The following is a 24,559-nucleotide window of genomic DNA, read 5'->3' as shown; positions in this document are numbered from 1 at the left end:
GACGGAGGGAATACTTTTTAACCACTCGTGGTCAAAAAGTATTCCCTCCGTCCCCATTCTTTGTTCTTTAGCTACGATCGAAGGCGTGCAGGCGATTGACGCGGATGATGTCCTGCAACTCGCTGACATACGCCATGCCGCGCGCTGAATAGCGGGTCAGGCCTCGGGCCAACACCATGGAATCCAGCGGACGCGCCTGTGCCCGCATCTGGGCACGCATCTCGCGCATCTCGGCGTAGCTGTCATGGGTGTTCAGATTCCGCAGATAGGCGCGTACCGAGCCCTGGACCGAGCCAAAGCTTCGTACTTCGTGACTGGCATCACTGCGGCGACGTTCCGGCACCAGGCCACAGCCTTCATTGAAGCACCACTGACCAAAGATGTTGTTCCCTTCACGGGCAAATCGTGACGTTCCCCAGGCCGACTCGTTGGCCGCCTGCGCCATCACCAGTGACATCGGCACAATATCGACACGACGCAGCAGCTCTCTGGCCAGCTCGCGGTCGCTCAGGCCGGATTCTTCCAGGCGATACTCAGACGCTATCTGCTCAAAATCGGCACGCTCCACCTTACTCAGAGGCTCACCGGCACGCAGAACCGCCGCCAGTGGCAACAGACGCAAGCGGGTCTCACGCACACGCTCGTTTTCTTCCTCGATATGGGAGTGCAGGAAGGCAAAAAATGCTTCCTTGCGGGTGTTGGTATCGGTCACGGCTTCGAAATCAGGCATCACCACAACGGCATCGGTCGCTACCGGCATTGGTTGCGGTTGCAGGACCAGTTCGTGAGTAATGACGGAAGCGTGACGATATTGTGCGAATGCGGTCAGCGTGAATACGGCAACGGCAGCGATGGTTCCGGTACGCGCAAGCACCGGCAATCTCGGGTGTCGGAGTAAATCAAGCATCGGTCCTGGCCTCTGGTGTTGACGTCAAATAAAGCTAAGGGTTGATGATTATTGTTTTACTCTTATCCAGACGTGTCACTAGCGTATTAAAATCCGTACAAATTCTGTCGGTCGACAGGTGAATCCGGATTATGATGGGCGGCACCTTAACTGAAAATGAACAGGCGCGCAAGAAATTCACGCCTAACTCACCCCATTTTGCCCGCCACACTCCTATATATAGTGGTCAACGAGCCTTTGTGCCACGACATATTGGCAAGTTCCAGATTACCCTCTTTTGCTATCCAACCTGGCTGCCGCCCCGGCAGTTGGGAGAATCCGGCGCTCCCTGCTGGTTCTGCGCCCACTCTTCTGGCGTGTACGTATGCAACGCCAGCGCGTGTACCCCTTCACGGAGCTCTTCGGCCAACAGACCGTAAAGCGCCTGGTGCCGTTTGACCGCATTAAGCCCGGTGAAATGCTCAGCCACCACAATCAACTTGAAATGCGACTCGGTCGCCGGACCACTGTGCATATGGCTCTCGTTGATGATGTCGTAATGCGTGGGCTGGATCTGCGCCTGCAGTTTACCCTCGATTCGTTCGTGCATGGTTTTCATGGCGTGACGGCTCCTACGTATTTTATGGGGACGGAGGGAATACTTTTTAACCACCTATGGTTAAAAAGTATTCCCTCCGTCCCCATAAAGCATAACATGCTGCGCGTCGGGTCTCGTGCTATGATGCGCGCCCATGAAGGACGCAAGCCCATGAAGATAAACTGGTACCCCGGACACATGTTCAAGGCCAACAAAGAGTTGGCCAAACTCATGCAGCAGATCGATGTCGTCATCGAAGTGCTGGACGCGCGCATGCCTGCCGCCAGCGCAAACCCCATGCTGGAAAGCCTGCGCAGCAAGCATCACAAGCCCTGCGTGCACGTGCTAAACAAAGCCGACCTGGCTGACCCCAAGGCAACGGCGGCGTGGATCAATTACTTCAACAGCAAGCCTGGCAGTGCCGCACTGATCAATGGCAAAGACCAGCTACTGAGCAATGAGAACCTGTTGTGGCAGTGCCAGCGTCTGGTCGGCCAGGAGCAGCGCAAATATAACGCGGTCATCTGCGGCATACCCAACGTCGGCAAATCCACCCTGATGAACCAGATTGCCGGCCGTAAACTGGCCAAAACCGGCAATGAACCCGCTGTCACCAAAGCCCAGCAACGCATCAAACTGAACGACCACTGGTACCTGTTCGACACACCCGGTGTGCTTTGGCCCAAGCTGGAAGATCAGGACGCCGCACATCGTCTGGCCTGCGCCGGCGCCATCCGCAACACTGCCATCGTGTTTGAAGATGTTGCCTTTTACGCCGCTGAATTCCTCCTGCGCGACTTCCCCGGTTCCCTGAAAAACCGTTACGGCATGGACACCCTGCCCGACGACGCCGAGCAGTTCATGACCGAACTGGCGGGTAAGCGTGGCTGCCGGGGCCGCTACGGCGGTGTCGACTGGCACAAGGTGGCCGAGATTCTGCTGCATGACTACCGCGAAGGCCGTCTGGGCCGCCTGACCCTGGAACAGGCACCACCGCCCATCGTGCATCCCGCCAAGACGGAAACGCCGGCCGAGGACAGCTCAAACGAACCCCAAACGGAAACACCGACGAATACATGAAACAAACGGACAAACTCAAAGAATTCTCTGCCGGCCAACGCTGGATAAGCGACACCGAGCCCGACCTGGGCCTGGGCATGGTCACCGAAACCGACCACCGCACAGTGACTCTGGACTTCAGTGCCGTCGACGAGTCCCGCCGCTACGCCCGTGACAGCGCCCCGCTCACACGACTGGTGCTGAACGTGGGCGACCCCCTGCAGCTGGGCGAGGTCAAAGTCGACATCACCGGCATAGATGTTACCGCGGCCGGCACCCTCAATTACCGGGTGCGTATGCCCGAAGGCGACATCAAACCGCTGCCCGAGGCATTGCTGCCCGACACCCTGAGCATGAACCGGCCTCTGGATCGGCTGATGTCGGGCCAGTTTGATCCGGCTCACTGGTTCCGACTGAAACAGCAAAGCCTCAACCTGCTGGGCCAAGCCGAAGCCAGCGGCCTCATGGGGCTCTGTAGCGCCCGCGCGGAGTTGATTCCACACCAGCTGTATATCGCGGATGAAGTCGCCCGCCGCTATGCACCAAGGGTGATGCTGGCTGATGAGGTGGGTTTGGGTAAAACCATCGAAGCCGGTCTGATTCTGCAACAGCAACTGGTCAGCGGCCTGTGCCAACGCGTGCTGATCATTGTACCCGAGCCATTGTTGCATCAGTGGCTGGTGGAAATGCTGCGCCGCTTCAATCTGCATTTCACAGTGCTGGACGCCGAGCGCTGTGAGGCGCTCACCGAAAGCGGTGAGAGTGATCCGTTCAGCAGCACGCAACTGGCGCTGTGCCCGATCTCCCTGTTCACCAGCAAACCCGATCTTATCGCCCAGGCCGAAAATGCCGGTTGGGACCTGACCATTGTCGACGAAGCGCATCACGTTGAACTCGGCGCTGAGCAGGATGCCGACCCCGCCTATCTGGCCCTGAGCCGTCTGGCAGCGGCCAGTAAAGGCCTGTTATTGCTGACCGCAACACCGGAACAGCTGGGGCATAAAAACCATTTTGCCTTGCTGCGCCTGCTCGATCCGGCGCGCTTCAGTGATTATGAAACATTTGTCAGCGAGCAGAAAAAGTACCAAGACACTGCAAGCAAAATCAGCAACCTGGACAAGAATAGCGCTAAAGTAAGTGAACTTCTGGATCAGCACGGCACCGGTCGTATTCTGTTCCGCAACACCCGCCGTGGTCTCAGTGGTTTCCCGCAGCGCAAGCTCAATGCCTGGCCGCTTTCCAACCAGGCCGCCGCTGGCGCTTCCAGCCAAACCGCTGCTGGCGCTGACGACAATGAGTCCGGAGGCCTGGAATCCGACCCACGCGTGCAGTGGCTGGTGCAATGGCTGAACGAAAATCACGACGGCAAGGTGCTGTTGATCTGCGCCCATGATGCCCTCGCCATTGCCCTGGAAAAACACCTGCGCCTTCGCGTTGGCATGCGTAGCAGTGTTTTCCACCGCCACATGAGCCTGCTCGAGCGGGACCGTGCGGCAGCCTATTTTGCCGGTGACAGCGACGATGCTGCCCGCATACTGGTGTGCTCGGAAATCGGCAGCGAGGGGCGCAATTTCCAGTTCTGCCGCCATCTGGTGCTGTTCGACCTGCCCACCAATCCCGATCTGCTGGAACAACGTATCGGCCGCCTCGATCGCATTGGCCAACAGCACGACATTGAGATCCACGTACCTTACATGCGTGACAGCCGTCAGGAAGTACTGTTTCGCTGGTACCACGAGGCATTGAGCGCCTTTGAACAGGTTTCCCGCGCCGCCTTCCGTTTGTATAACGACCTGCGACCGCAACTGGAGGCGTATCTGGACGTTCCGGACGCCAGCAGCGACGACTTCAATCGCTTCCTGGCCGATGCAGCGCAACAGAACACTGCCCTGCAACAGGAGCTGGAACAGGGCCGCGATCAGCTGCTGGAATTGAACTCGTTTAACGCCGAGCGCGCAGCCGAACTGGTGCACAGCATCCGTGTGTTCGAAAAAGACTGCTCGCCCGAGCCCTGGCTGCTCAGCGTGCTGGACAGCTACAGCGTGTTCTACGAGCAGAACAGCGACAACAGCGTCAGCATCGTTCCCGGCGAAGACATGCTGTTGCCGGTCTTTCCCGGTCTGCCCGACGAAGGTTTTGAAGCCTGCTTCCAGCGCAGCCAGGCCCTGAGTCGCGAAGACCGTGTCTTCCTGAGCTGGCAACACCCGATGATCACCGGCGCCATGGACCTGGTCATCGACAGCCATCAGGGCAAGGCATCGGTCAGCGTCTATATCGAGGAGCATGGCTGGCCCGCGCCCCGCTCCCCGCTGATCGCCCAGTGCCTGTACCGCGTCAAGGTCAGCGCGCCGGCACATCTGCAGCTGGCCAAATACCTGCCCGCCACCAGCACCACTCTGACAGTGGCGCTCAATCACCGCGATGACGCCGCTCAGGTGACACTGCCCGCTGATTTTGCCGACGCCCTGCGCTACCCCAACAAGGCAGCGACTCGCGAATTCATGCAGGAGCATCAGAAGACACTGCAGGCCATGCTCACACACGCCAACCTGCAGGCTGCCAAACAGTGTCAGGCCGCCATCGACAAGGCCAGTCAGCGCATGCTGGCGAGCCAGACGGCCGAGATCAAGCGCCTGCTTGCATTAAAGCAGAACAATCCCAATATCAGGCAGGAAGAGATAGACTATCTGAAAGAACAGACACTGGCCCTGCATCAATGCCTGGGCAAAGCAGAGGCCGAACTGGTCGCGATCCACCTGATCCTCAACCCGAAACAGGAATGAATATGAGTCAAACGCCAACCCGGAGTCACGCCGCGTTCAAATGGCTGCGCAGCCAGAGCATCCCGTCATTGCAACTGGACATGCACGAATTCGAACATGAGCGAACCGGCGCCCGCCATTTCCACCTGGCCGCCGACAACCCGGAGAACGTGTTTCTGGTCGCCCTGCGCACCCTGCCCATGGACTCCTGTGGCGTTGCCCATATACTGGAACACACCGCCCTGTGCGGCAGCGAGCGTTACCCGGTGCGCGACCCGTTTTTCATGATGATACGGCGCTCGCTCAACACCTTCATGAACGCCTTCACCAGCAGCGACTGCACGGCTTATCCTTTCGCCAGTAAAAATAGAAAAGACTTTGACAATCTTCTGCAAGTCTATCTTGATGCAGTATTTTTCTCCAATCTGGATGAACTGGATTTTGCCCAGGAAGGTCACCGTCTGGCCTTTGTCGAAGAAGACAACATTAACAGTGATCTGACCTATAAAGGCGTGGTCTACAACGAAATGAAAGGCGCCATGAGCTCAGCCACTGCCCGCCTGTGGCAAAGCATGAGCAGCTATCTGTTCCCGACCTCAACCTACCACTACAACAGTGGCGGCGAACCCTCACACATTCCCGATCTGAGCTACGCGGATCTGAAAGATTTTTACAAGACTCACTATCATCCCAGTAACGCCATCTTCATGACCTATGGCGACATCCCGGCCCATGAGCATCAGGCCAAGTTCGAAGAACTGGCCCTCAAGCGCTTCGACAAACTGGACATACATCTGAGCGCCAAAGACGAAAAGCGCTATCTTGCCCCGGTCAGAGTGCAGGAAAGTTATTCCGTCGACGCCGACGACGGCACCGACGACAAAACCCATGTCGTGCTGGCCTGGCTGCTGGGCAAGAGCACCGACCTGGAAGCCCTGTTCAAGGCCCAGCTGCTCAGCGCGGTATTACTGGATAACAGTGCCAGTCCGTTGCTGGACGCGCTGGAAACCAGTGAGCTGGGTAAATCCCCCTCCCCGCTGTGCGGCCTGGAAGACAGCAACCGTGAGATGAGCTTTCTGTGTGGCCTGGAAGGCTGTGCCCCGGATGCTGCCAACGATGTTGAACAGATGGTGCTCGACACCCTGAAACGGGTCGCTGACGAAGGCGTTGACGCCGACCAGGTGGAATCGGCACTGCATCAGCTGGAACTGCATCAGCGTGAAATCGCCGGTGACAGCTACCCGTACGGGTTGCAACTGATGATGGCCGGCCTGTCGACTGCCGTGCACCGCGGTGATCCGATCAAGCTGCTCGACATTGAACCGGTGCTGGTGCAACTGCGCGAAGACATCAAGGATCCGAATTTTATACCGGACCTGATCCGCAACCTGATTCTGAACAACCCGCACCAGGTGGTGCTGACACTGACCCCTGACACCGAAATCTCACGCCGTGAAGCAGACGCGGAAATCGCCCGCCTGCAGGCCATCAAAGCCAGCCTCAGTGACGCCGACAAAGCAGCCATCCTGGATCAGAACCAGCGCCTGGCCAAGCGTCAGGTACAGGAAGATGACCCCGATGTGCTGCCCAAAATCGGCCTTGAAGATGTGCCGGCCGAATTGCCGCTTATTCACTCCGAGCAATTACAGTGCGCCGGCGCGCCGTTGAGCTGGTACGCGCAAGGCACCAACGGCCTGTGTTACCAGCAGGTGGTGGTGGATCTGCCCAACCTGGACGACGAACTGCTGGCGGTGCTGCCCTGGTATACCAGTTGTCTTGCCGAATTGGGCGTCGGTGACAAGGGTTATGCCGAGGTGCAGGCCTGGCAGGCTGCCGTATGCGGCGGCATCAACTGTTACGCCAGCGTCCGCGCAACACCCGATGATGAACAGCAAAGCAAGGCCATCATTGTGATGTCGAGCAAGGCGCTCGTTGCCAAACAGGCACAGATGACCGAACTGCTGCACGACACCTTCTTTAATGTGCGTTTTGATGAAGGCAAGCGCATCCGCGAGCTGCTGGAACAGATAGCAGCCCGGCAACAGAGCAGTGTTACCGGTCGCGGACACGCGCTGGCAATCAATCTGGCCTCCAGTGGCATGAGTCCGACCGCCCGCCTCAGCCACCAGTTCTCGGGACTGCAGGGCATCAAGAACCTGAAAACGCTGACGCGGGAGCTGAAACAGCCGGAAAAACTGGACGCGCTACTGGCAAAACTGTCACGTATTCATCAACAGGTCATTGCCTCCCCACGCCGCTTCCTGCTGGTGGGTGAAGAACAGCATCGCGATACATTGCTTGGCACACTGGAAGCGAGCTGGAGCAATGCGCCTGCAGTGTCTGCCAGCGCCGAATCCCTGCAACTGACACCAATTCGTGAAACCACCAGAGAACTGTGGAGCACCAATACCCAAGTGCACTTCTGCGCCAAGGCCTATCCCACCGTGCCGGGCGGTCATCCCGACCACGCGGTGCTCTCCGTGCTGGGCGGGTTCATGCGCAACGCCTTCCTGCACCGCGCCATTCGCGAACAGGGTGGCGCCTACGGTGCCGGTGCTGACCAGGACGGTGGTTCGGCCTCGTTCCGTTTCTTCTCTTACCGCGACCCGCGCCTGCTGGAAACGCTGAAGGACTTCGACGCCGCCATTGACTGGGTTATCAACGAAGAGCACCACGAGCGCCTGGTCGAGGAAGCCATCCTGGGCGTCATCAGCAGCATGGATCGCTCCGTGTCACCGGCAGGCGCTGCCAAGCAGGACTACTACAGCGCCCTGTTCGGTCGCACCCGTGAGGCACGCATGGCCTTCCGCAAGCGCGTGCTGGCCGTTACCGTGGCCGACCTGCAGCGCGTCTGCGCGCAATACCTGAAGCCCGAGAATGCCAGTATCGGCGTGGTCTCCAACAGTCAGCAGCAGGCCATCGCCGAGCAGCTCGGACTGAAGGTAAAAGCTCTTTGAAATCAGAAGCTAACAAATATTTTAAGTTTTTTTGAAAGATTTGGGAACTTCGTGCAAAACAGTGAGTCTGATTAAGTGTAGGTAGATTGCAGACAAAATTGTGGGTTTTGTTTCATTTATCTCTCCCTTGATAGTAGTATGACTCTGAGCCCGGCCTAAACAGCCGGGCTTTTTTTTTGGCCATGATTTTTTGGCCATGCTTTTTTGGGGCTATTTTTAGATTGAGATTTCGCCCGGGGTATTTGGCTGTTACTGGAGATCGGGATTTTGCTAGAATGAAACGACTGCCTGAGATCTCAGGCCAAACCAAAATCAGACAGGAAAAATCAGGAGAGCCCGGATGTCAGATAAATTTGTAGACCTAATCAAAGAAAAGATGGCCGAAACCAAGAAGCAGCGCGAGCGGGACAAAGGCAAGCCAGCACCTGATTTTCAGATCAACCGCGAACCAAAGACTGAAGAAAAACAGGAACAGGTAAAACATTGATATCTCAGGGCTACGCTTCAACGTAAGTAAGCCCTGCCCCTTCCTCTTCCCAGACCAGGCCGGCTTCTCCTCCGGCCATGGTTAACTACTGTGACAATTGCAACGCGCCATTAGCAAGAACACTGGTCAAAAAGTATTCCCTCCGTCCCCATAAGTCCGCCCTTAAGCGGTCCCCATAGGCGCCACTAAGAAAAACCATAAACAGCACTGTTGTGGCCCGCTCGCACCAGCCGGGGGCGGCGCAGGCACAGAATAGGCCAGCACCGAAAATGTGCGAACGCCATGGCCAAAATAATGCAGCCGCCACATTAGGGTGCTTGCCTGCTCTCCGCCTGCTTTCCGCCTCATCACCGTTTAGTCACCAAAATTGGATTTCGCCCCACTCTAACAACATTTTGTCAATTGAGTGACAGGCAAGTGACAAGTTCAGATTCTGTACCTCACATTCGTTTTTTGTGCCCTCATTTTGCGCATCGATCGGACCAGGATATTCTGGCACGAATAATGCGAATCACATTGCGACCATTAACAAATTCTCCATTCCAGAGTTGTTTTTCTGTAACCGACCCGCACTGTGAGGACATAAAATGCCAGCCCACGACAGCACTAAAAAAATTCCACACAAAGTCAATTTACTCTCAGCCGCCATCTCCATAACGCTTTTTCCGATGACCTCCCTACTGTATGCCCAGGACGGCGCAGATCAACCAAGATTGGAAGAAGTTGTTGTTACAGGGTCACGTATAACACGTTTTGAAGGCGACTACTCGGCACCCGTGCTTTCACTCGGCGCCGAGCAGGTAGAGCAGTCAGGCAGCACCAATATCGAAGATTTCATCAGCGAGGTGGGCGCTCTGGTAGGGTCCTCCGGGTCCTTTGAAACCCAGGGCGAAGACGGCGGCTCACGCGTGGGTGTCAATGCACTGAATCTTCGCAACCTGGGCAATAACCGCACCTTGACGCTGGTCAATGGTCGTCGACATGTCAGCGCGCTGGCAACCGGTGAACCGCTGGTTGACACCAACACCATTCCCATTGCGTTGATCGAACGGGTCGACGTACTGACTGGCGGCGCCTCGGCCGTTTACGGGGCTGACGCTGTGTCCGGTGCGGTCAACTTTATTCTCAAAGACGATTTCGAAGGGGTGGCGATAAGAACCCAGGGTGGCATGTCAGACGAAGGCGACGCGGAAGACTTTTTTGCATCATTTGTTTTTGGCACCAACTTTGATGATGGCCGCGGCAATGTCACTTCAAGCTACGAATACCGGAAACAGGAAAGGCTGGAAACCAAAGATCGTTCCTATGGCATCAGTGGCAGACAGTACATCAACAATAACCCGGCAGAGTACGGCGGCGTCGATGACCCCAATGTGCCGGACCGGACACTGACACCACCCGGGTCACGTAACTTTACTTACACTGCTCCGGATGGGCGTTACGACATTCTTGGCACCGACCCTGTCACCGGCGAACAGTACACCTACCCGTCTCCCATCGCCCTGTCAGCGGACGGCAGCCCATTTCAGGTCGGGCAGCCAACCTCCGGCTTTGCTCATCTGGGGGGAGATGGAACCCCCACCGCCTATTTTTCATCGTCGCTTATTCCCGAGCTAGAGACGCATTCCTTCAATCTGAATGGACGCTACGATCTGAATGAAAACCACACCGCCTTCACCGAATTCAAATTCGTACGCACTAACGCCGTCAACCCGCGCAGCTCTTCCTATACCACCGTACTGGAGCTCAGCCTTGATAACCCGTTCATTCCAGATGCGTTCAATGACGTGCTGGCAAGCATCCAGGACCCGAGTATCAACCTGGCACGCGACGACCTTGAGATGCGATCTCTGAACGACAACACCCGCGACACCACCCGGCTCGTTGCCGGTTTCCGCGGCGACATCACCGACTGGCTGCGTTACGAGGCTTCAGCCAATTACGGCATCACAGAAGTTACCGCCCGGCTCAGCAATCAACGCCTTGAAGATCGCTATTTTGCCGCGCTGGACGCCGTCACCGATCCCGCTACCGGTCAGGCTACCTGCCGCTCCAATCTGAATCCGGCTGCAGTTCCGCCCACCGACCCCGTGGTATCCCCCTGGAACCCTGGCGTCTGGGGCGATGCCGCCAACATGACGTTTACGCCCGGTGCCAACAGCGGTTGCGTGCCCTTCAACCCTTTCCTTGATGGCACGCAGTATTACTTCAGCCCTGGCCAGATCAACCCGGACGACCCCAATGGGGCAGCCCAGGCCTTCATCACCAACGCGGGCACGCCAATCGTGAGCAAAGGTGAGTCCGAGCAGACCGTCTTTAACGCCTTCCTGTCCGGCGACAGCTCCGGCCTCGGACTCGCCATGCCCGCCGGCCCCGTGGACTTTGTGCTGGGCGGCGAATATCGCGAGGAAAAAATCGCCAACACACCCGATGCCCTGCGCAGCAACCCCAATGGTCTGACACCGCTGGATTTCACCCGGCCAAGTAGCTCCTCCTATGATGTAGCCGAGGCCTTTGCCGAAGTCTCCATACCGGTTTTTCAGGATCTGGCTCCCCTGTTGCAGGCACTGCGGGTGGACGGCGCATTTCGTTATTCTGACTGGTCCACTATTGGTGAAACCACGGCCTACAGTATTGGTGTGAACTGGACCCTGAACGACAGTGTCATCATCAGAGGTTCGCTGGGTGAGTCGGTACGCGCGCCCAATCTTGCGGAACTGTTTGAACCGGAAAATCAGTCCTCGTTCAGGCCGGATGACCCCTGTGAAGCAGCCAACCTGAACGCGCAGACAGCCAACACGGTCGCAAATTGTCGGGCTGAAATCGCTGCGCTGGGACTGGACCCTGACGCCTTTGTGTCAGCCTCTCCGGTAGGCCGGCCCGGTGTCCGCGGTGGCAACCCGAGACTGGAAGAAGAAACCAGTAACACGCAGACGCTGGGTGTTGTGTATACACCTTCCTGGATGCCGGGGCTGGTAGCCGCGGTAGACTGGTGGGAAATCGACATGTCGCAGGGTGTTCTCTATCCCAGCGATGACGAGATCGTGGAACGATGTTACGACCAGCCGTCCACTGACAACGCGTTTTGCGACCTGTTTTCACGCGCCACGCAGGGCGCACTGGTGGGTGTGATCGTGGATCTGGAGCAGCGACCGGTCAACGTCAGTAACCTCTACACATCCGGTGTTGATTTCAGCATGAACTACCCTATCGATCTTGACAACCTTGGCATGCTGTCGCTGTCGTTCAACGGCACCTATCTCGAGTCGCTGAAAACCCAGCCGACGGTGGAGCCAAGACAGGTCGAGGAAGCCGGCATGGTGGAAACGCTGCTGGGCCAGCATGCACCTGAGTGGGTCGCCAATCTGAGTGCGAACTGGCTTCGCGGACCGTTGGCGCTGACCTACCGCTTCCGCTATCAAAGTGCACTGAACATCTACCAGGACGAGGAACTTCAACGACAGCCAGACCGTTCCGACTTCCTGAAAACCGATCCGGTCATGGTGCATGACATACAGGGCAGCTACAACTTCAGTAACGGGTTCGAGGTCTACGGTGGCATCAATAACCTGACCAAACAGGAACCCGATCCAAGCTACCTGAACCTGCCGGTTGGCCCCAGGGGACGTGTTGCCTATCTGGGTGTTTCGGCAGATTTCCAGAGCCTACGCAGTCTTAATCCGTTTCAATAGTGCCCAGCTCTGGTACCAGGACGAAAATCGTTTATGCAACAACACGTTACTAAGGCAAGCGAGGCTCTCACCGCACCTGAGAGCATCGTTCGACTGCGTATTGAGGTCGCCCGCAACCCGGGCGACCTTGATGCCAGTCTGATGCTGGGTTCCGTGCTCTACCAGGCTGGTGACTATGCGGAATCTGCCTCGGTCTTTGAATCTCTTCTGCGTCATCACCCCGACCATCCACAGGCGTTGCTGCTGCTTGCCAGAACCGTTGCGCGTTCGGAGCGGCCAATGGACGCACTGCCGATTCTGGCGCGCGCACAGCACGTGGATCCAGCAAACGTGCTGGTATGGCAGGTGGCTGCGGCATTGGCGTCTGGTGGCCGACGCTGGCTGGAGCTGCTACGCATAGCCCAGGGCTGGACGCAGGCGCATCCCGACGCGCACGAAGCCTGGCAGGCACTATCACGTGCTCACTTTGAGGAATCGCGCTTCAGCGATGCCATCGCCGCCTATCAACCGGTACTGACACTAAAACCCGATGATCCGTCCTGCCTGACTGGCGCCGCTCGCCTCGCCATCGCGGCACAGGACTATTCGCAGGCGCGGGATCGCCTGACTCGTGCCCAGCAGATCGCACCCAATGATGCCGAGCTGCTGTATACGTTGTGCCGTCTGCATCACCTGACCGGCGAGCTTGAGCTCGCTGAGCAGTTTTGTCGCCGCGCCATCGCGGCACGACCAGGATTTGCCACAGCCTACGTCGAACTGGGCGCCCTGTGCGAAGGCAGACTTAGTGATGCTGAAATAAGCGCCATCGACACCCTCTTCCGTGATACCCGCGTGCATCCGGAATACCGGGTGATGCTGGGTTTTACCCTGGGCACCGCGCTGGATCAGCGCAACGATTTCGAGCGCGCATTTTCTGCCTGGGAAGAAGGCAACAGCATTAACCAGGGCATCTCTGAACAGGAGGGTTTTGTCTATCAGCCACAGCTTATTGAAAGCGAGCTGGCACTCCTTCCGGAGATATTTAAGGACCTGGCTTTGGAAGAAAAACAAGAACAGGAACAGGATCTGGAACCGAACAAACTTGAAGCAGCGCCGCTTCGACCGATATTTGTTGTGGGCATGCCACGCTCAGGCACAACCCTGATCGAATCCATTCTCGCGTCGCACTCTCAGGTTCACGGCGCCGGGGAATTGCCAACACTTTACGATATTCATGAAGAGCTGATGGCGGTTGCCAGACACCAGGGCGTTGATGCCGCCCGGACACTGATACGCTCACATGCGAAGCTCTGGCGACGACGCTATCTCGACGCACTGCCAATGGTAGATAACAAAACACATGTGGTAGATAAACAGCCACTTAATTTCAGATCGATAGGTCTTATTCGTTTGATGTTCCCGGAGTCCCCCATAATTTACCTGCAGCGCCAGGCCATGGACGTTGGCTTCTCGATCTATCGCCACAAATTCTCAAAAAGCTGGCCATGTGCGCATCGGCTCAATGATATTGGCCACTATTACCGAATCCATGAGCACATTGTCAGTCACTGGCTGCATCACCAGCAGGCGTCTGTCCATGTGGTCGACTACGCTGAACTGGTGCGCGATCCGGGCCCACGCATTCGTGAATTACTGAGCTTTTCAAAGCTGGATTTTGAGAACGCCTGTCTGTCACCGCACAAGACCCGGCGGCCCGTGGCCACCTTCAGCGCGGTACAGGTACAGAACCCGGTCACCACCGCCTACAGCGACCGCTTTGCACACTACACAGACTGGCTCAGCCCTCTGCAGCAAGCACTTAAGAATGAGAATGGGGACGGAGTGAATACTTTTTGACCAGTTGCGAGGCTACTGGTCAAAAAGTATTCACTCCGTCCCCATTCATACGTCAATCGACTGAGGTTGATACGTTATGCACGGGACAGCCACAGAAGCGGCATTGATGTTGCAATATCACTGACGTATGACAGGCAATTCAGGGAAATACCGTGTTTGGCCCAAACAATCGCATCAAACTGGTGCCGGGCCTTAAAGAAGCGACATATTGTAGTGCACGGAACAGTGCTAAAGCAGTCATTGGTATCTCAACAGAGCGAGAAAAGAATGAAGCTGATCAATGCAGACCTAAACCCGGAATTTCGACACAACACGGCTACAAAAAACCGGCAACAGAACTTGGCAAACAGGGGTAAAAAATGAAGATACGTATGCTTGCACTGGCCGCATCATTGGCGGCCACTGGTGTCGTCAACGCACAATGGGATACCGTTGTCGGTGACACCGGTGTCATTGAAGGATTCGACCAACACTGGGTCACAGTGCGACGCGGCGACACCGTGTTCCTGGTGGACGCCGACGAGGGCGTCATTGGCGGTACGCTGCTGGTGTCTTCATTCTCTCCGGCGCTGGCACCGCGCATGAGTGCGGGCCTGATCTACGCATACGGCAGCTACTACTCGCGCGGCAGCCTGGGTGATCGCACCGACGTGGTACAGATCTATGATGCCGCCACCGCCACGGCCATCAGCGAAGTCGAGATTCCGGCACGCGCAGCAGGCATCGGTCATCCAGGCATGATGGGGCTGATCAACGATCGTTTTGCCGGGGTCTGGAATATTACACCCGCCACCTCTGTCAGCCTGGTCGACATCGAATCTGAAACCTTTGTCGGCGAAGTGTCATTGCCAAGCTGTTCCGGCATCTACCCGGAAGCAGAGGGCTGGATTTCTGTCTGCGGCGATGGCACAGCCCAATACATCCAGCTGAATACAGCCGGGCAGGAAACACGTCGCATTCAGAGCGCCTCATTCTTCGACGTCTTTACTGACCCGGTGTATGACTACTCGGTGCCCGCAGCTGATGGCTGGATGTTCATGTCCTTTGAGGGCCTGCTGCGAAAAGTATCACTGGACGGCGATAACCTGGTTGTTTCCGAGGCCTTTGACATCAACCCGGAAAGCGACGGCACAGCGGACGTCAATGGCGTCATGCCCAAACCTGATGACAACTGGCGTATCGGCAGCTATCAGCCTTTTGCCTACCATGATGGCGAAGCCCTGCTGGCGACACTGATGCATGATGGCGGCGGCCAGGAAACTTTCGAAAAACCCGGCACCGAACTGTGGATCTACAACATGATCACCGGCAACCGCGGTGTTCGTATTGAACTGGGTGAAGATGTCACCGCGCGCGGCGTACTGATCACACCGGGCGATGACCCCCTGCTGTTACTGGCAACCAGTGACGGACTGCAGGTTCGCGATCCTCGATCCGGCCGTTTGCTGCGCACCGTGGAAAATGTCTCCGGCACCATGCAGGCACTGTATGAAGGAATGCAATGATGATTGATCCACTGGTTACCATTGTCATTGCCACCTCGCTGGCATTGCTGTTTCTGCTGGCGGCACGGCACAAGATCAGTGCTCACCGCCGCTTTGAGGCACAACTGGCTGCGTATCGCATTCTGCCTGAGTCGCTGGTATCGCCGGCGGCCCGAGTATTGCCATGGCTGGAGATTGCCGTTGCGGCGAGCCTGCTGTTTGCCTTTTCCCGTCCGGTCGGTGCACTGCTGGCAGCCACGCTGCTGGCGATGTACGCCCTGGCGATGGGTATCAACATGAGTCGCGGTCGCTCCCAGATAGATTGCGGCTGTGGTGATACACCACAATCGTTATCCGGCTTACTGTTGTTGCGCAACGCCGTGCTGACCTTAGGTGCACTGATGCTGCTTGCGCCAGTTGCCACCCGACCATTGAACTCACTGGACATGCTGTTTGCGGTGCTGTTTGTTGCAGCCTGCTCTTTCAGCTACTCAATGTTCGAACAGTTATCCCGTAATCACACCCTACTGATAGATAAGGAGTAAGCCATGAGCAACGCTTTGGCAGCTACACTGATTTTACTGACGCTCGTGGTACTGGCTCTGATATTTGCCGTTATCGCCCTGGCCCGACAGATTGGTATCCTGCATACCCGACTGGCACCCGCCGGCGCACTGATGACAACCTCAGGTCCGAAACTGGGCGAAAAAATCACCAACATGTCCATTCCGGACATTCATGGCAAACCGGTGGCAATTGGCGCCACCGCCAACGGTGCCAGTGCCGGTAAAGCACAGTTGCTGCTGTTTGTCTCCCCAACCTGCCCCATCTGTAAGGAGCTGGTGCCGACCGCAAAAAGCATGGCACTGAGCGACAACGTCGACCTGATTTTCGGCAGCGATGGCGGCCAGGCTGAAACCCACCTGCAGTACATTGAAAAAATGAAACTGCAGAACTACCCGTACATTGTCTCTCTGGAACTGGGCATGCGCTTTGAAGTTGGCAAGCTGCCCTACGCCGTGCTGATTGATGAAAGCGGTGCGCTGCGCTCCAAAGGTCTGGTGAACAGCCGCGAACACCTGGAATCACTGGTAACAGCGATGCAAAGCGGCTACGAGTCAATTCAGGATTATCTGGTTAAAGAAGGTCACCTGGAAGGAGGCGCCTCATGAGTACCCGTCAAGAACTGATTGCACAAATGATCAAAGATCTGGACTCGGTGACCACCGGTGCCATTCGTATGCTGGCGGCGCGCACTTCACGTCGCTCATTCCTGGGTCGCTTTGGTGTGTTGATCGCCGGCATGGGGGCACTGCCTGTGCTGCCGATGTCGCGTGCATCAGCGCAACCAGCGTCTTCACCACCGGCATCGTCCCCGACACCATTCCCGCCGCCCGGTAATGCCGCGCCGGTCAATGGCGTCGCAGACATCGAAGAAATGGGCGACACCCTGAGTTGTGACTACTGGCGCTACTGTGCGTTCAGTGGCTCATTGTGCAGCTGTTGTGGTGGCTCGCTGACTACCTGCCCGCCCGGTTCACAGACAGCAACGGTTGCCTGGGTCGGTTCCTGCCATAACCCCACTGACGGTCGCAACTACCTGATCTCCTACAACGACTGTTGTGGCAAAGGCAGTTGCGGTGGTTGTGGCTGCTCTCGCTCGGAAGGCGATCGCCCGGTCTACTTCCCGTCTAAATCCAACAACGTACTGTGGTGCTTTGGCTCAACCAGCCACGCATATCACTGCACACTGGCACTGGTGATTGGTCATGGCGACAGCAACGCGCTGCCTTGATCGCCCACTGGCGACACTGTCGTTGTTTCTGGGCCTGGTCTTCGCACCCGCGATAGCCAGCTCAGCAACACCGCAGTTCAACTACCTGCTGCATTGTGGCGGATGTCACATCGAAGACGGCTCGGGCATGGGCGACATTGTGCCCGACCTGAATGAAGACCTGGGTTATTTCGCCAGCTTTAAGGAAGGCCGCTCGTATCTGGTGCGCGTGCCCGGCGCGGCGCATTCGCCGTTGAGTGATGCAGATCTGGCCGAGGTCATGAACTGGATGCTGCGTACCTTTGCCGCAGCGGATGACCCGACGCCTTATAGCGAAGCCGAAGTGACGGCCAATCGACGGGTGCGTATGAACGATGTGCACGCGGTGCGAAAACAATTGCTGGAGCGAAAGGACGATGCGACCTCACAGCTAACAACGGCGCCGCAGACTTCACCAGCAGCACCGGCACCTGTCGGGCCAACGCAAGCAGCTGAACAGGAGGCGCCAGATCAACTGGCGGCTCTTTCAGCAGCAACATCAACAACGGTGATGCCATCACCGCTAACAACAGAGCAAAAACTGGCGTTTGGTGAAGCCCTGTTTTTTGACACCTCACTCTCAAGTCAGGGCAATCAGGCCTGCGCCAGTTGTCACGATCCGGGGCGCGCATTTGCCGACCCGCGGTCGCTGACTGCCGGGCACGGTGCCTCCATCGGTTCGGATGGCAGCTCGATCGGCCAGCGCAACGCACCCTCTCTCACCTATGTCGCTACCACACCTGTCTTCACACTTCAGGATATGACGCCAGTTGGCAGTCTGCAGGCTCCTCGTCAGAGCGCACACCAAACTGCCGCCATGGCCACCTCCGGCGCAGATAAAATCCGTGGCGGTTTTTTCTGGGACGGCCGCGAAACCACGCTTGAAGAACAGGTGCTGTCGCCGTTTGTTAACAGCAAGGAAATGGGCCTGCGGGATCTGTCGGACCTGACCAGCCGTGTTATGCAGAGCCAGCGGTATCATCCGTTTCTTGGCACTGCTGACAGTCAATGGCCGGAAAGCGCTGTCCTGACCGCTATCGCGGACAGCCTGGCCAGTTATCTGCGCAGCGACACTTTCAACAGCTACGATTCGCGTTACGACCGATTTGTGCGCGGCGAAATATCAGCCACCACACAGGAAGTTGTCGGCATGGGGCTGTTTTTCTCACCCAGTTTCAGTAACTGTGCATCCTGCCACCAGGCATCGACCATGGCGTACGCGCCGCGCGAAGTTTTCAGCAATCATCGTTACGAAAATATCGGCACGCCAATCAATGCCGCGTTGCTCAGCAACAATGGGCTGGGCAGTGATTTTCGGGACGCCGGACTGGCCATGAATCCAGCGCTGGGCAGCGAATTCGACAACACCGATGTCAACGGTCGTTTTAAGGTTCCCAGTCTGCGTAACGTTGCTGTCAGCGCGCCCTATATGCACAATGGCACGTTCAACAAACTCGACACTGTCATGCGCTTTTACAATCACTACAGCGAGTCCGGCGACAGCGGCCAGATAAACCCTGAAACCGACCAGCCCTGGGCAGCGTCCAACAACCCCGACGGTATCGCCACTCACAAACTGCGCGGCAATTTCCCCCTGAGCGAACGTCAATTAGCAGCTCTGACCGCCTTCCTGCGTATGCTCACTGACCAGCGCTACGAATACCTGCTGGAAGACTGACACGCACCGGTTCCGCCATCATCGATAGGTAGTCGCCTGAAAAGCATCCTTTATTCTGTAATTCTTGGGCGATCGCGCACCTTTTTGGTACACTCGAGAACTCAGGCTGTAGCGTCCTTGTGAACCAGCCATTCGGAAACATGAATGCTGGACTCAGCGGAGGCTTATGGCTACAACTCTGAATTCTGTTACGGCCCGCGCGCCCAAGGTGCTTTGGCTAACGGGCCTGTCCGGTGCCGGCAAAACCACCATCGCCAATCAGGTTGCTCAAAGCCTGCGTGATACAGGTCGGGCCTGTTACATACTTGACGGTGACAATGTCCGCAAAGGTCTGTGTCAGGATCTGGGATTCAGCGATAGCGACCGTGTCGAAAACATTCGCCGCGTTGCTGAAGTGGCAAGATTGATGATGGATGCCGGACTGATCGTCATAGTGGCCCTGATATCACCGTTCCGGGCCGAGCGTGATGCGGCGCGTAACACCATTGGCAACGACCGTTTCATTGAAGTCTATATAGACACGCCGTTAGCCGTAGCCGAACAGCGAGACGTCAAGGGTTTGTACAAAAAAGCGCGTAACGGTGAAATCGAAAATTTCACCGGCATTGCATCACCGTACGAAATCCCGCTGACACCCACCCTGATTATCTCAACAGTTAATGAGTCGCCTCAGCAAAGCGCTGCCAAGGTTCTCGCGCTGCTGACGTGAAGAATGGGGACGGAGGGGATACTTTTTGACCAATGCTGGTCAAAAAGTATCCCCTCCGTCCCCATTCTTACTGCCCCCACACGACAAAATTCGGGTTCTCAAATTCAGGCTTGCCGTAACCCATCAGTTTTTCATCAACATCGGTCAGCCGCCCCCCGGCCGCACGCAGCACTGCATCGCCAGCGGCGATATCCCATTCCATGGTGCGGCCAAAACGTGGATACAGATCCGCCTCGCCAGCGGCAATCAGACAGATCTTTAAGGACGAACCGGCGCTGCGCATCTCGGCAACTTTTCGTTCGCCGAGAAAATCCTGCAGCGCCTGCGGGTCACCATGCAGGCGACTGGCGACCACAGTGAGACCGGCGTCCGGCACCTCCCGTGTGGAAATCCGACGTTGCTGCCCGTCACTTTCTACCACAAATGCACCCTGCCCAGTGGCACCGGCAAACAGTCGATCGAGAAACGGGGCATACACCACACCCAGCACCGGAACGCCGTTTTCGATCAAGGCAATGTTCACGGTGAACTCACCGTTTCGATTAACAAACTCACGCGTACCGTCCAGCGGATCCACCAGCCAGAACATCGCCCCGACCGACTCACCATGCCCCGCCGCCATGGCTTCTTCGGCGATGACCGGCACAGTCGGCGTCAACTTGCGCAGCGCCGTCACAATCACCTGCTCCGCTTTCTCATCGGCCTCGGTCACCGGCGATTCATCGTCCTTGTCCCGCACCGCAAAGTCAGTGGCGTAAATTGCCATGATGACGCGTCCCGCATCCCGGGCCACCTGGGTGAGTATGTTCAGCAGCTCAGCGCGATTGCCAAGCAACGGATTATCTGGCATTGGGATTCCCCCGGGTATAGAAAAATTTCACTATAGCAGACTTGCAATAATGGGGACGGAGGGAATACTTTTTGAGCAAAAAGTATTCCCTCCGTCCCCATTATTGCGCGATGATACGCACCCTATGGACATACGCAAAAAACAGACGGAACCGTTCAACTGGCGCGAAGACTGTCAATTCGAATTGCTGATCGATGGCGTGGTGTTTTTCCCTCGCATCCTGCAATTGATCGAACAGGCCGAGTACAGTATCGACATCGAAATGTACCTGGTGACATCCGGCAATGCGACCCGGCGACTGGTGGCAGCGTTAACATCAGCGGCGGAACGAGGCGTCACAATACGCTGCCTGTTTGATGCCAGTGGCAGTCTGTACTTTTCCGATGCAGAGCGCGAGGCATTGCGGCGGGCCGGCGTATCACTGCGTTTCTATAACCCCCTGCACTGGTCCCGAGGCACCCGCAACCTGCATCGCGATCACCGCAAACTGTTGCTGTTCGATCAGCACACAGCCTGCACCGGTGGCCTGGGATTTACCGACGAATTTTGCGAGATTGATGAGTCACAGGAAACGCACCAGAACCCCTGGCATGAACAGATGCTGATTGTGCGTGGGGATATCGTCAAAGACTGGCAAAGCCTGTTCGAGCAGTCCTGGCAACAGGCCGACAGGCCTTACCGACACATGCTCGACAGCCCAGCGCAAAAACACGATTCCGTCCCCCTGCCCGAGATAAAACCCGGTCTGGGACGGGTGGCGTTCAGCGCATCGCGCAACAACCGTGATCTATTGCGGTCGCTTATCAGCCACATTCGACAGGCGAAAACCCGCGTGTGGCTGGCCACGCCCTACTTTGTACCGCCACGCTCGCTGCGCCGCGCTCTGACGGGTGCAGCCAAACGCGGGGTGGATGTTCGCCTGCACGTCTGCGGCAATTTCACCGACCTGCCACCGGTACGATATGCCGGGCAGATTTACTACGGCAGGCTGTTGCGCAGTGGCGTCAGAATTTTTGAGTACCAGGCCCGTTTCTCGCACCTGAAATCGGCCTTGATAGACCAATGGGTCTCGCTGGGTTCCTGCAATTTTGATCACTGGACCCTGCACTGGAACCTGGAAGCCAACCAGAATGCGTTAGACCCGGATCTGGCAAACCAGGTGCAACAGTGCTTCGAGCGCGACTTTGACCAATGTAAGGAACTGACTCGCCAGCAATGGAAGAATCTGCCACTGCACTACCGGTTTAAAATCTGGTTCTGGGGTCGGGTAAAGAAGCTGGCCGACCTGTTCCTGAGGATATATTAGTGAGCATAGATGATTGCTGATGCTTTAGGGCCCGTATTTCTGCTGATACTGTTTGGCGCGCTGCTGCGCCGGATCAATTTCCCGGGCGCCGAATTCTGGCCGGGCATTGAGCGCCTCACCTACTACGTTGCCTTCCCGGCGCTGCTGGTACACCGGCTGGCGCTGGCTGATTTCAGCAATGCCGATTTTGTGCGTTTTTCTCTGGTCATCTGTGCCGCGCTCCTGCTCACCAGCGCACTCGCCTGGCTGCTCAAACCTCTGGCGAGTCGCAATGCCGCGGATTTCACCTCAATGTTCCAGGGCGCCATTCGCTTCAACACCTATATTGGCCTGGCCGTGGCCAGCGCGCTGTTTGGTGACCCCGGGCTGGTGATTGCCGCCATTGCTGTCAGCATCATGATCCCGCTGGCCAACATACTCAGCGTCCTCTGTTTTTCCCTGGTCATTGACGGCAACAGCAAAACGCTGAGCGGCGTCTTAAAAGGATTATTGAGCAACCCGCTTATTGTCGCCTGCCTGCTGGGCGTTGCGCTTAATATCAGCGGTGTGGGACTGGGCCATGCATGGATCGAAGGGTTACTGGCGCGGCTCGGAGCCGCCGCCTTGCCGCTGGGGCTGCTGGCGGTGGGTGTTGCGCTCAGCCTGGGCACAGTGAAACAGGACTGGCTTGGTATTGTGCTCGCCAGCGTGCTCAAGTTTGCTGTATTTCCGGCCCTGATGCTGGGTCTTGCCATGTGGCTGGAGCTGGATTTGCTCAGCCAGCAGGTATTGCTGTTGCTGGCCTGCCTGCCAACCGCCACATCAGGCTATATCCTGTCCCGACAGCTAGGCGGCAATGCGCCGCTGATGGCCAATATCATCAGTGCTCAGACCCTGCTGGCCTTCGCCGTAATTCCCCTGTGGTTGCTGCTGGTCTGAGAATGGGGACGGTGAGAATGGCTGAGAATGGGGACGGAGGGAATACTTATTGACCACTGCTGGTCAAAAAGTATTCCCTCCGTCCCCATTCTTTAAGAACGCGTCACATGCCGCTGACACGCCAGACGCGGCCGCCCACATCATCGGCGACCAGCACGCTGCCAGCGCTGTTCACCAAGACTCCGACCGGCCGGCCATAAGCCGATTCCTCGTCATCGCTGAGGAAGCCGGTTAGCAGGTCAACCGGATCTCCGGCGGGCTCACCGTTCTGGAAAGGCACAAAAATCACCTTATAACCACTGGCCGGTTCACGGTTCCATGAACCATGCTGACCAACGATCATGCCTTGCGCGAATGGCGCCGGCATCGCTGTCTCATTGCCGATCCAGGTGAGCCCCAGAGACGCTGTGTGCGGCCCCAGCGCGTAATCAGGGGTCAATACCTCATCATCCTGATATGGCATGGGCGCCTCTACACGCTCATCTACGCGATCTCCGTAATAACGCCACGGCCAGCCATAAAAACCGCCCTCTTGCACGCTGGTCATATAGTCAGGGACCAGATCACTACCCAGCTCATCGCGCTCATTCACAGAGACCCATAAAGCGCCGGTCTGTGGATGCCAAGCCATGCCCACCGGGTTGCGCAGCCCTTCTGCATAAATGCGTGATTCACCCGTGGCCACATTAACCTGCCAGATGGCGGCGCGGCCCTCTTCCTCATCCATGCCGTTCTCGCCGACATTGCTGTTGGAACCGATACCGATGTACAAGTGGCCACCATCAGGGCTGGCGATCAGACTTTTTGTCCAATGGTGATTAAGCGACCCCAGGGTCAGGTCCTCAACCATTTCCGGCTCTGCGTTAATGGTGTCCTGACCGGCCTGATAAGGGAACCTGACAAGCGAATCAGCATTGGCGACATAAAAATGGTCACCTACCAGTGCCATGCCAAAAGGTGAATTGAGATTTTCCAGAAAGATATGGCGCTCATCCACCTGACCATCACTGTCACTGTCGCGCAGAAGCGTGATCCGGTTGGCATTTGGCGCATCTGACGTAGCCTGACCCTTGACCAGCCCGGCGGCCCAGCTTTTTAGCCCCTCAGGGCTGGAGCCCTCCGGTGCCTTGCTCTCGGCGACCAGGATGTCCCCATTGGGAAGTTCATATAACCAGCGCGGGTTCAGTAGATCATCGGCAAACACAGATACCTCAGTCCCTGCCGCTGCATCAGGCATGCGCCCTTCTGACCAGCCTACAGCCTCTGCAACCTGCATGGTGGGTACTACTGACGTGGAAGGTTCAGGCAACTGCGGGTCTTCCCCCACGTTTGCCGAAACGGGCAGATCTGCTTCCTGCCCACAGGCACCCAAAAGCAAGATACTTCCGGTAAGCGCAAATACACTAGCTCGCGTAAGCATAGACGTGTCCTCCTTTTCAAATCCATAGTGCTCCTACAGATTTAGTCAACATCTGGGGCAATTCGTTCCATCGAATCATGGTGACCGTAACCCAAGAAAGAATG

At 56.9% G+C, this 24,559-nt stretch carries 18 protein-coding genes; 14 read left to right on the top strand and 4 right to left on the bottom strand.

From position 1 onward, the window contains the following. Positions 1–67: 67 nt before the first annotated feature. Both PHACT_RS00280 and PHACT_RS00275 read right to left on the bottom strand, forming a co-directional pair. Positions 68–907, bottom strand: a complete 840-nt coding sequence (locus PHACT_RS00280; RefSeq protein WP_083264217.1) for a glucosaminidase domain-containing protein — start codon at positions 905–907, stop codon at positions 68–70. A gap of 280 nt (positions 908–1,187) precedes the next feature. Beyond that, positions 1,188–1,505, bottom strand: a complete 318-nt coding sequence (locus PHACT_RS00275) for a BolA family protein (protein WP_070115408.1) — start codon at positions 1,503–1,505, stop codon at positions 1,188–1,190. A 150-nt stretch (positions 1,506–1,655) separates the two neighbouring features. Here PHACT_RS00275 and ylqF point away from each other — a divergent pair, with 150 nt between their 5' ends. The 12 genes from ylqF (at position 1,656) to cysC (ending at position 19,961) form a co-directional block, all read left to right on the top strand. Then, positions 1,656–2,564: a ribosome biogenesis GTPase YlqF gene (ylqF, locus tag PHACT_RS00270; RefSeq protein WP_070115407.1), complete on the top strand. Its 909-nt coding sequence runs from the start codon at positions 1,656–1,658 to the stop codon at positions 2,562–2,564. Then, entirely contained in the window at positions 2,561–5,326 is a 2,766-nt protein-coding gene (gene rapA / locus PHACT_RS00265) for an RNA polymerase-associated protein RapA (RefSeq protein WP_070115406.1), read from the top strand. Before ylqF ends, rapA begins: the two co-directional genes overlap by 4 nt. A 2-nt stretch (positions 5,327–5,328) precedes the next feature. After that, positions 5,329–8,262: an insulinase family protein gene (locus tag PHACT_RS00260; RefSeq protein ID WP_070115405.1), complete on the top strand. Its 2,934-nt coding sequence runs from the start codon at positions 5,329–5,331 to the stop codon at positions 8,260–8,262. A 340-nt stretch (positions 8,263–8,602) separates the two neighbouring features. Beyond that, a complete protein-coding gene (locus tag PHACT_RS16290; protein WP_169819355.1) occupies positions 8,603–8,749 on the top strand; it encodes a hypothetical protein in 147 nt (48 codons plus the stop codon). A 668-nt stretch (positions 8,750–9,417) separates the two neighbouring features. Then, on the top strand, positions 9,418–12,441 hold the full coding sequence (locus PHACT_RS00255; protein ID WP_070115404.1) for a TonB-dependent receptor plug domain-containing protein: 3,024 nt from the start codon (positions 9,418–9,420) through the stop codon (positions 12,439–12,441). Between the two features lie 33 nt (positions 12,442–12,474). Then, positions 12,475–14,277, top strand: coding sequence for a tetratricopeptide repeat-containing sulfotransferase family protein (locus tag PHACT_RS00250; protein WP_070115403.1), 1,803 nt, complete (start codon positions 12,475–12,477; stop codon positions 14,275–14,277). Positions 14,278–14,636: 359 nt separating this feature from the next. Beyond that, entirely contained in the window at positions 14,637–15,782 is a 1,146-nt protein-coding gene (locus PHACT_RS00245) for an amine dehydrogenase large subunit (RefSeq protein WP_245730519.1), read from the top strand. Continuing rightward, on the top strand, positions 15,779–16,306 hold the full coding sequence (locus PHACT_RS00240) for a MauE/DoxX family redox-associated membrane protein (protein WP_083264215.1): 528 nt from the start codon (positions 15,779–15,781) through the stop codon (positions 16,304–16,306). The genes PHACT_RS00245 and PHACT_RS00240 overlap by 4 nt, the downstream gene beginning before the upstream one ends. A gap of 3 nt (positions 16,307–16,309) precedes the next feature. Continuing rightward, positions 16,310–16,933 (top strand): methylamine dehydrogenase accessory protein MauD, encoded by a 624-nt coding sequence (mauD, locus tag PHACT_RS00235; protein ID WP_070115401.1) that lies wholly within the window; start codon positions 16,310–16,312, stop codon positions 16,931–16,933. A 29-nt stretch (positions 16,934–16,962) separates the two neighbouring features. Further along, positions 16,963–17,556 (top strand): methylamine dehydrogenase light chain, encoded by a 594-nt coding sequence (locus tag PHACT_RS00230; protein ID WP_317622266.1) that lies wholly within the window; start codon positions 16,963–16,965, stop codon positions 17,554–17,556. Beyond that, positions 17,531–19,252: a cytochrome c peroxidase gene (locus tag PHACT_RS00225; protein ID WP_083264213.1), complete on the top strand. Its 1,722-nt coding sequence runs from the start codon at positions 17,531–17,533 to the stop codon at positions 19,250–19,252. Before PHACT_RS00230 ends, PHACT_RS00225 begins: the two co-directional genes overlap by 26 nt. A 166-nt stretch (positions 19,253–19,418) precedes the next feature. Then, entirely contained in the window at positions 19,419–19,961 is a 543-nt protein-coding gene (gene cysC / locus PHACT_RS00220) for an adenylyl-sulfate kinase (RefSeq protein WP_070115400.1), read from the top strand. 67 nt (positions 19,962–20,028) lie between these two features. Here the strand turns inward: cysC and cysQ are convergent, their stop codons facing one another. Continuing rightward, on the bottom strand, positions 20,029–20,811 hold the full coding sequence (gene cysQ, locus PHACT_RS00215; protein WP_070115399.1) for a 3'(2'),5'-bisphosphate nucleotidase CysQ: 783 nt from the start codon (positions 20,809–20,811) through the stop codon (positions 20,029–20,031). 124 nt (positions 20,812–20,935) lie between these two features. Between cysQ and PHACT_RS00210 the strand changes: the two genes are divergently transcribed. Together PHACT_RS00210 and PHACT_RS00205 are read left to right on the top strand one after the other, a co-directional pair. After that, positions 20,936–22,117, top strand: a complete 1,182-nt coding sequence (locus PHACT_RS00210) for a phospholipase D-like domain-containing protein (RefSeq protein WP_070115398.1) — start codon at positions 20,936–20,938, stop codon at positions 22,115–22,117. Between the two features lie 9 nt (positions 22,118–22,126). Further along, positions 22,127–23,035, top strand: coding sequence for an AEC family transporter (locus PHACT_RS00205; RefSeq protein WP_070115397.1), 909 nt, complete (start codon positions 22,127–22,129; stop codon positions 23,033–23,035). 103 nt (positions 23,036–23,138) lie between these two features. Here PHACT_RS00205 and PHACT_RS00200 read toward each other — a convergent pair whose 3' ends face one another. Next, entirely contained in the window at positions 23,139–24,455 is a 1,317-nt protein-coding gene (locus PHACT_RS00200) for a PQQ-dependent sugar dehydrogenase (RefSeq protein ID WP_070115396.1), read from the bottom strand. Positions 24,456–24,559 lie beyond the last annotated feature (104 nt).

Source organism: Pseudohongiella acticola, assembly GCF_001758195.1.
Lineage (GTDB): Bacteria > Pseudomonadota > Gammaproteobacteria > Pseudomonadales > Pseudohongiellaceae > Pseudohongiella > Pseudohongiella acticola.
Note: the sequence above shows the minus strand (reverse complement) of the source record. Positions and strands in the feature narration are given on the sequence as shown.

Excerpts from the sequence above, each read along its gene's own strand:
- cysC (WP_070115400.1), top strand. The coding sequence starts at position 19,419 with ATGGCTACAACTCTGAATTCTGTTACGGCCCGCGCGCCCAAGGTGCTT.
- PHACT_RS00225 (WP_083264213.1), top strand. The coding sequence starts at position 17,531 with ATGGCGACAGCAACGCGCTGCCTTGATCGCCCACTGGCGACACTGTCG.
- rapA (WP_070115406.1), top strand. The coding sequence starts at position 2,561 with ATGAAACAAACGGACAAACTCAAAGAATTCTCTGCCGGCCAACGCTGG.
- PHACT_RS00210 (WP_070115398.1), top strand. The coding sequence starts at position 20,936 with ATGGACATACGCAAAAAACAGACGGAACCGTTCAACTGGCGCGAAGAC.
- PHACT_RS00255 (WP_070115404.1), top strand. The coding sequence starts at position 9,418 with ATGACCTCCCTACTGTATGCCCAGGACGGCGCAGATCAACCAAGATTG.
- ylqF (WP_070115407.1), top strand. The coding sequence starts at position 1,656 with ATGAAGATAAACTGGTACCCCGGACACATGTTCAAGGCCAACAAAGAG.
- PHACT_RS00275 (WP_070115408.1), bottom strand. The coding sequence starts at position 1,505 with ATGAAAACCATGCACGAACGAATCGAGGGTAAACTGCAGGCGCAGATC.
- PHACT_RS00260 (WP_070115405.1), top strand. The coding sequence starts at position 5,329 with ATGAGTCAAACGCCAACCCGGAGTCACGCCGCGTTCAAATGGCTGCGC.
- PHACT_RS16290 (WP_169819355.1), top strand. The coding sequence starts at position 8,603 with ATGTCAGATAAATTTGTAGACCTAATCAAAGAAAAGATGGCCGAAACC.
- cysQ (WP_070115399.1), bottom strand. The coding sequence starts at position 20,811 with ATGCCAGATAATCCGTTGCTTGGCAATCGCGCTGAGCTGCTGAACATA.
- PHACT_RS00205 (WP_070115397.1), top strand. The coding sequence starts at position 22,127 with ATGATTGCTGATGCTTTAGGGCCCGTATTTCTGCTGATACTGTTTGGC.
- mauD (WP_070115401.1), top strand. The coding sequence starts at position 16,310 with ATGAGCAACGCTTTGGCAGCTACACTGATTTTACTGACGCTCGTGGTA.
- PHACT_RS00200 (WP_070115396.1), bottom strand. The coding sequence starts at position 24,455 with ATGCTTACGCGAGCTAGTGTATTTGCGCTTACCGGAAGTATCTTGCTT.
- PHACT_RS00240 (WP_083264215.1), top strand. The coding sequence starts at position 15,779 with ATGATGATTGATCCACTGGTTACCATTGTCATTGCCACCTCGCTGGCA.
- PHACT_RS00280 (WP_083264217.1), bottom strand. The coding sequence starts at position 907 with ATGCTTGATTTACTCCGACACCCGAGATTGCCGGTGCTTGCGCGTACC.
- PHACT_RS00250 (WP_070115403.1), top strand. The coding sequence starts at position 12,475 with ATGCAACAACACGTTACTAAGGCAAGCGAGGCTCTCACCGCACCTGAG.
- PHACT_RS00245 (WP_245730519.1), top strand. The coding sequence starts at position 14,637 with ATGAAGATACGTATGCTTGCACTGGCCGCATCATTGGCGGCCACTGGT.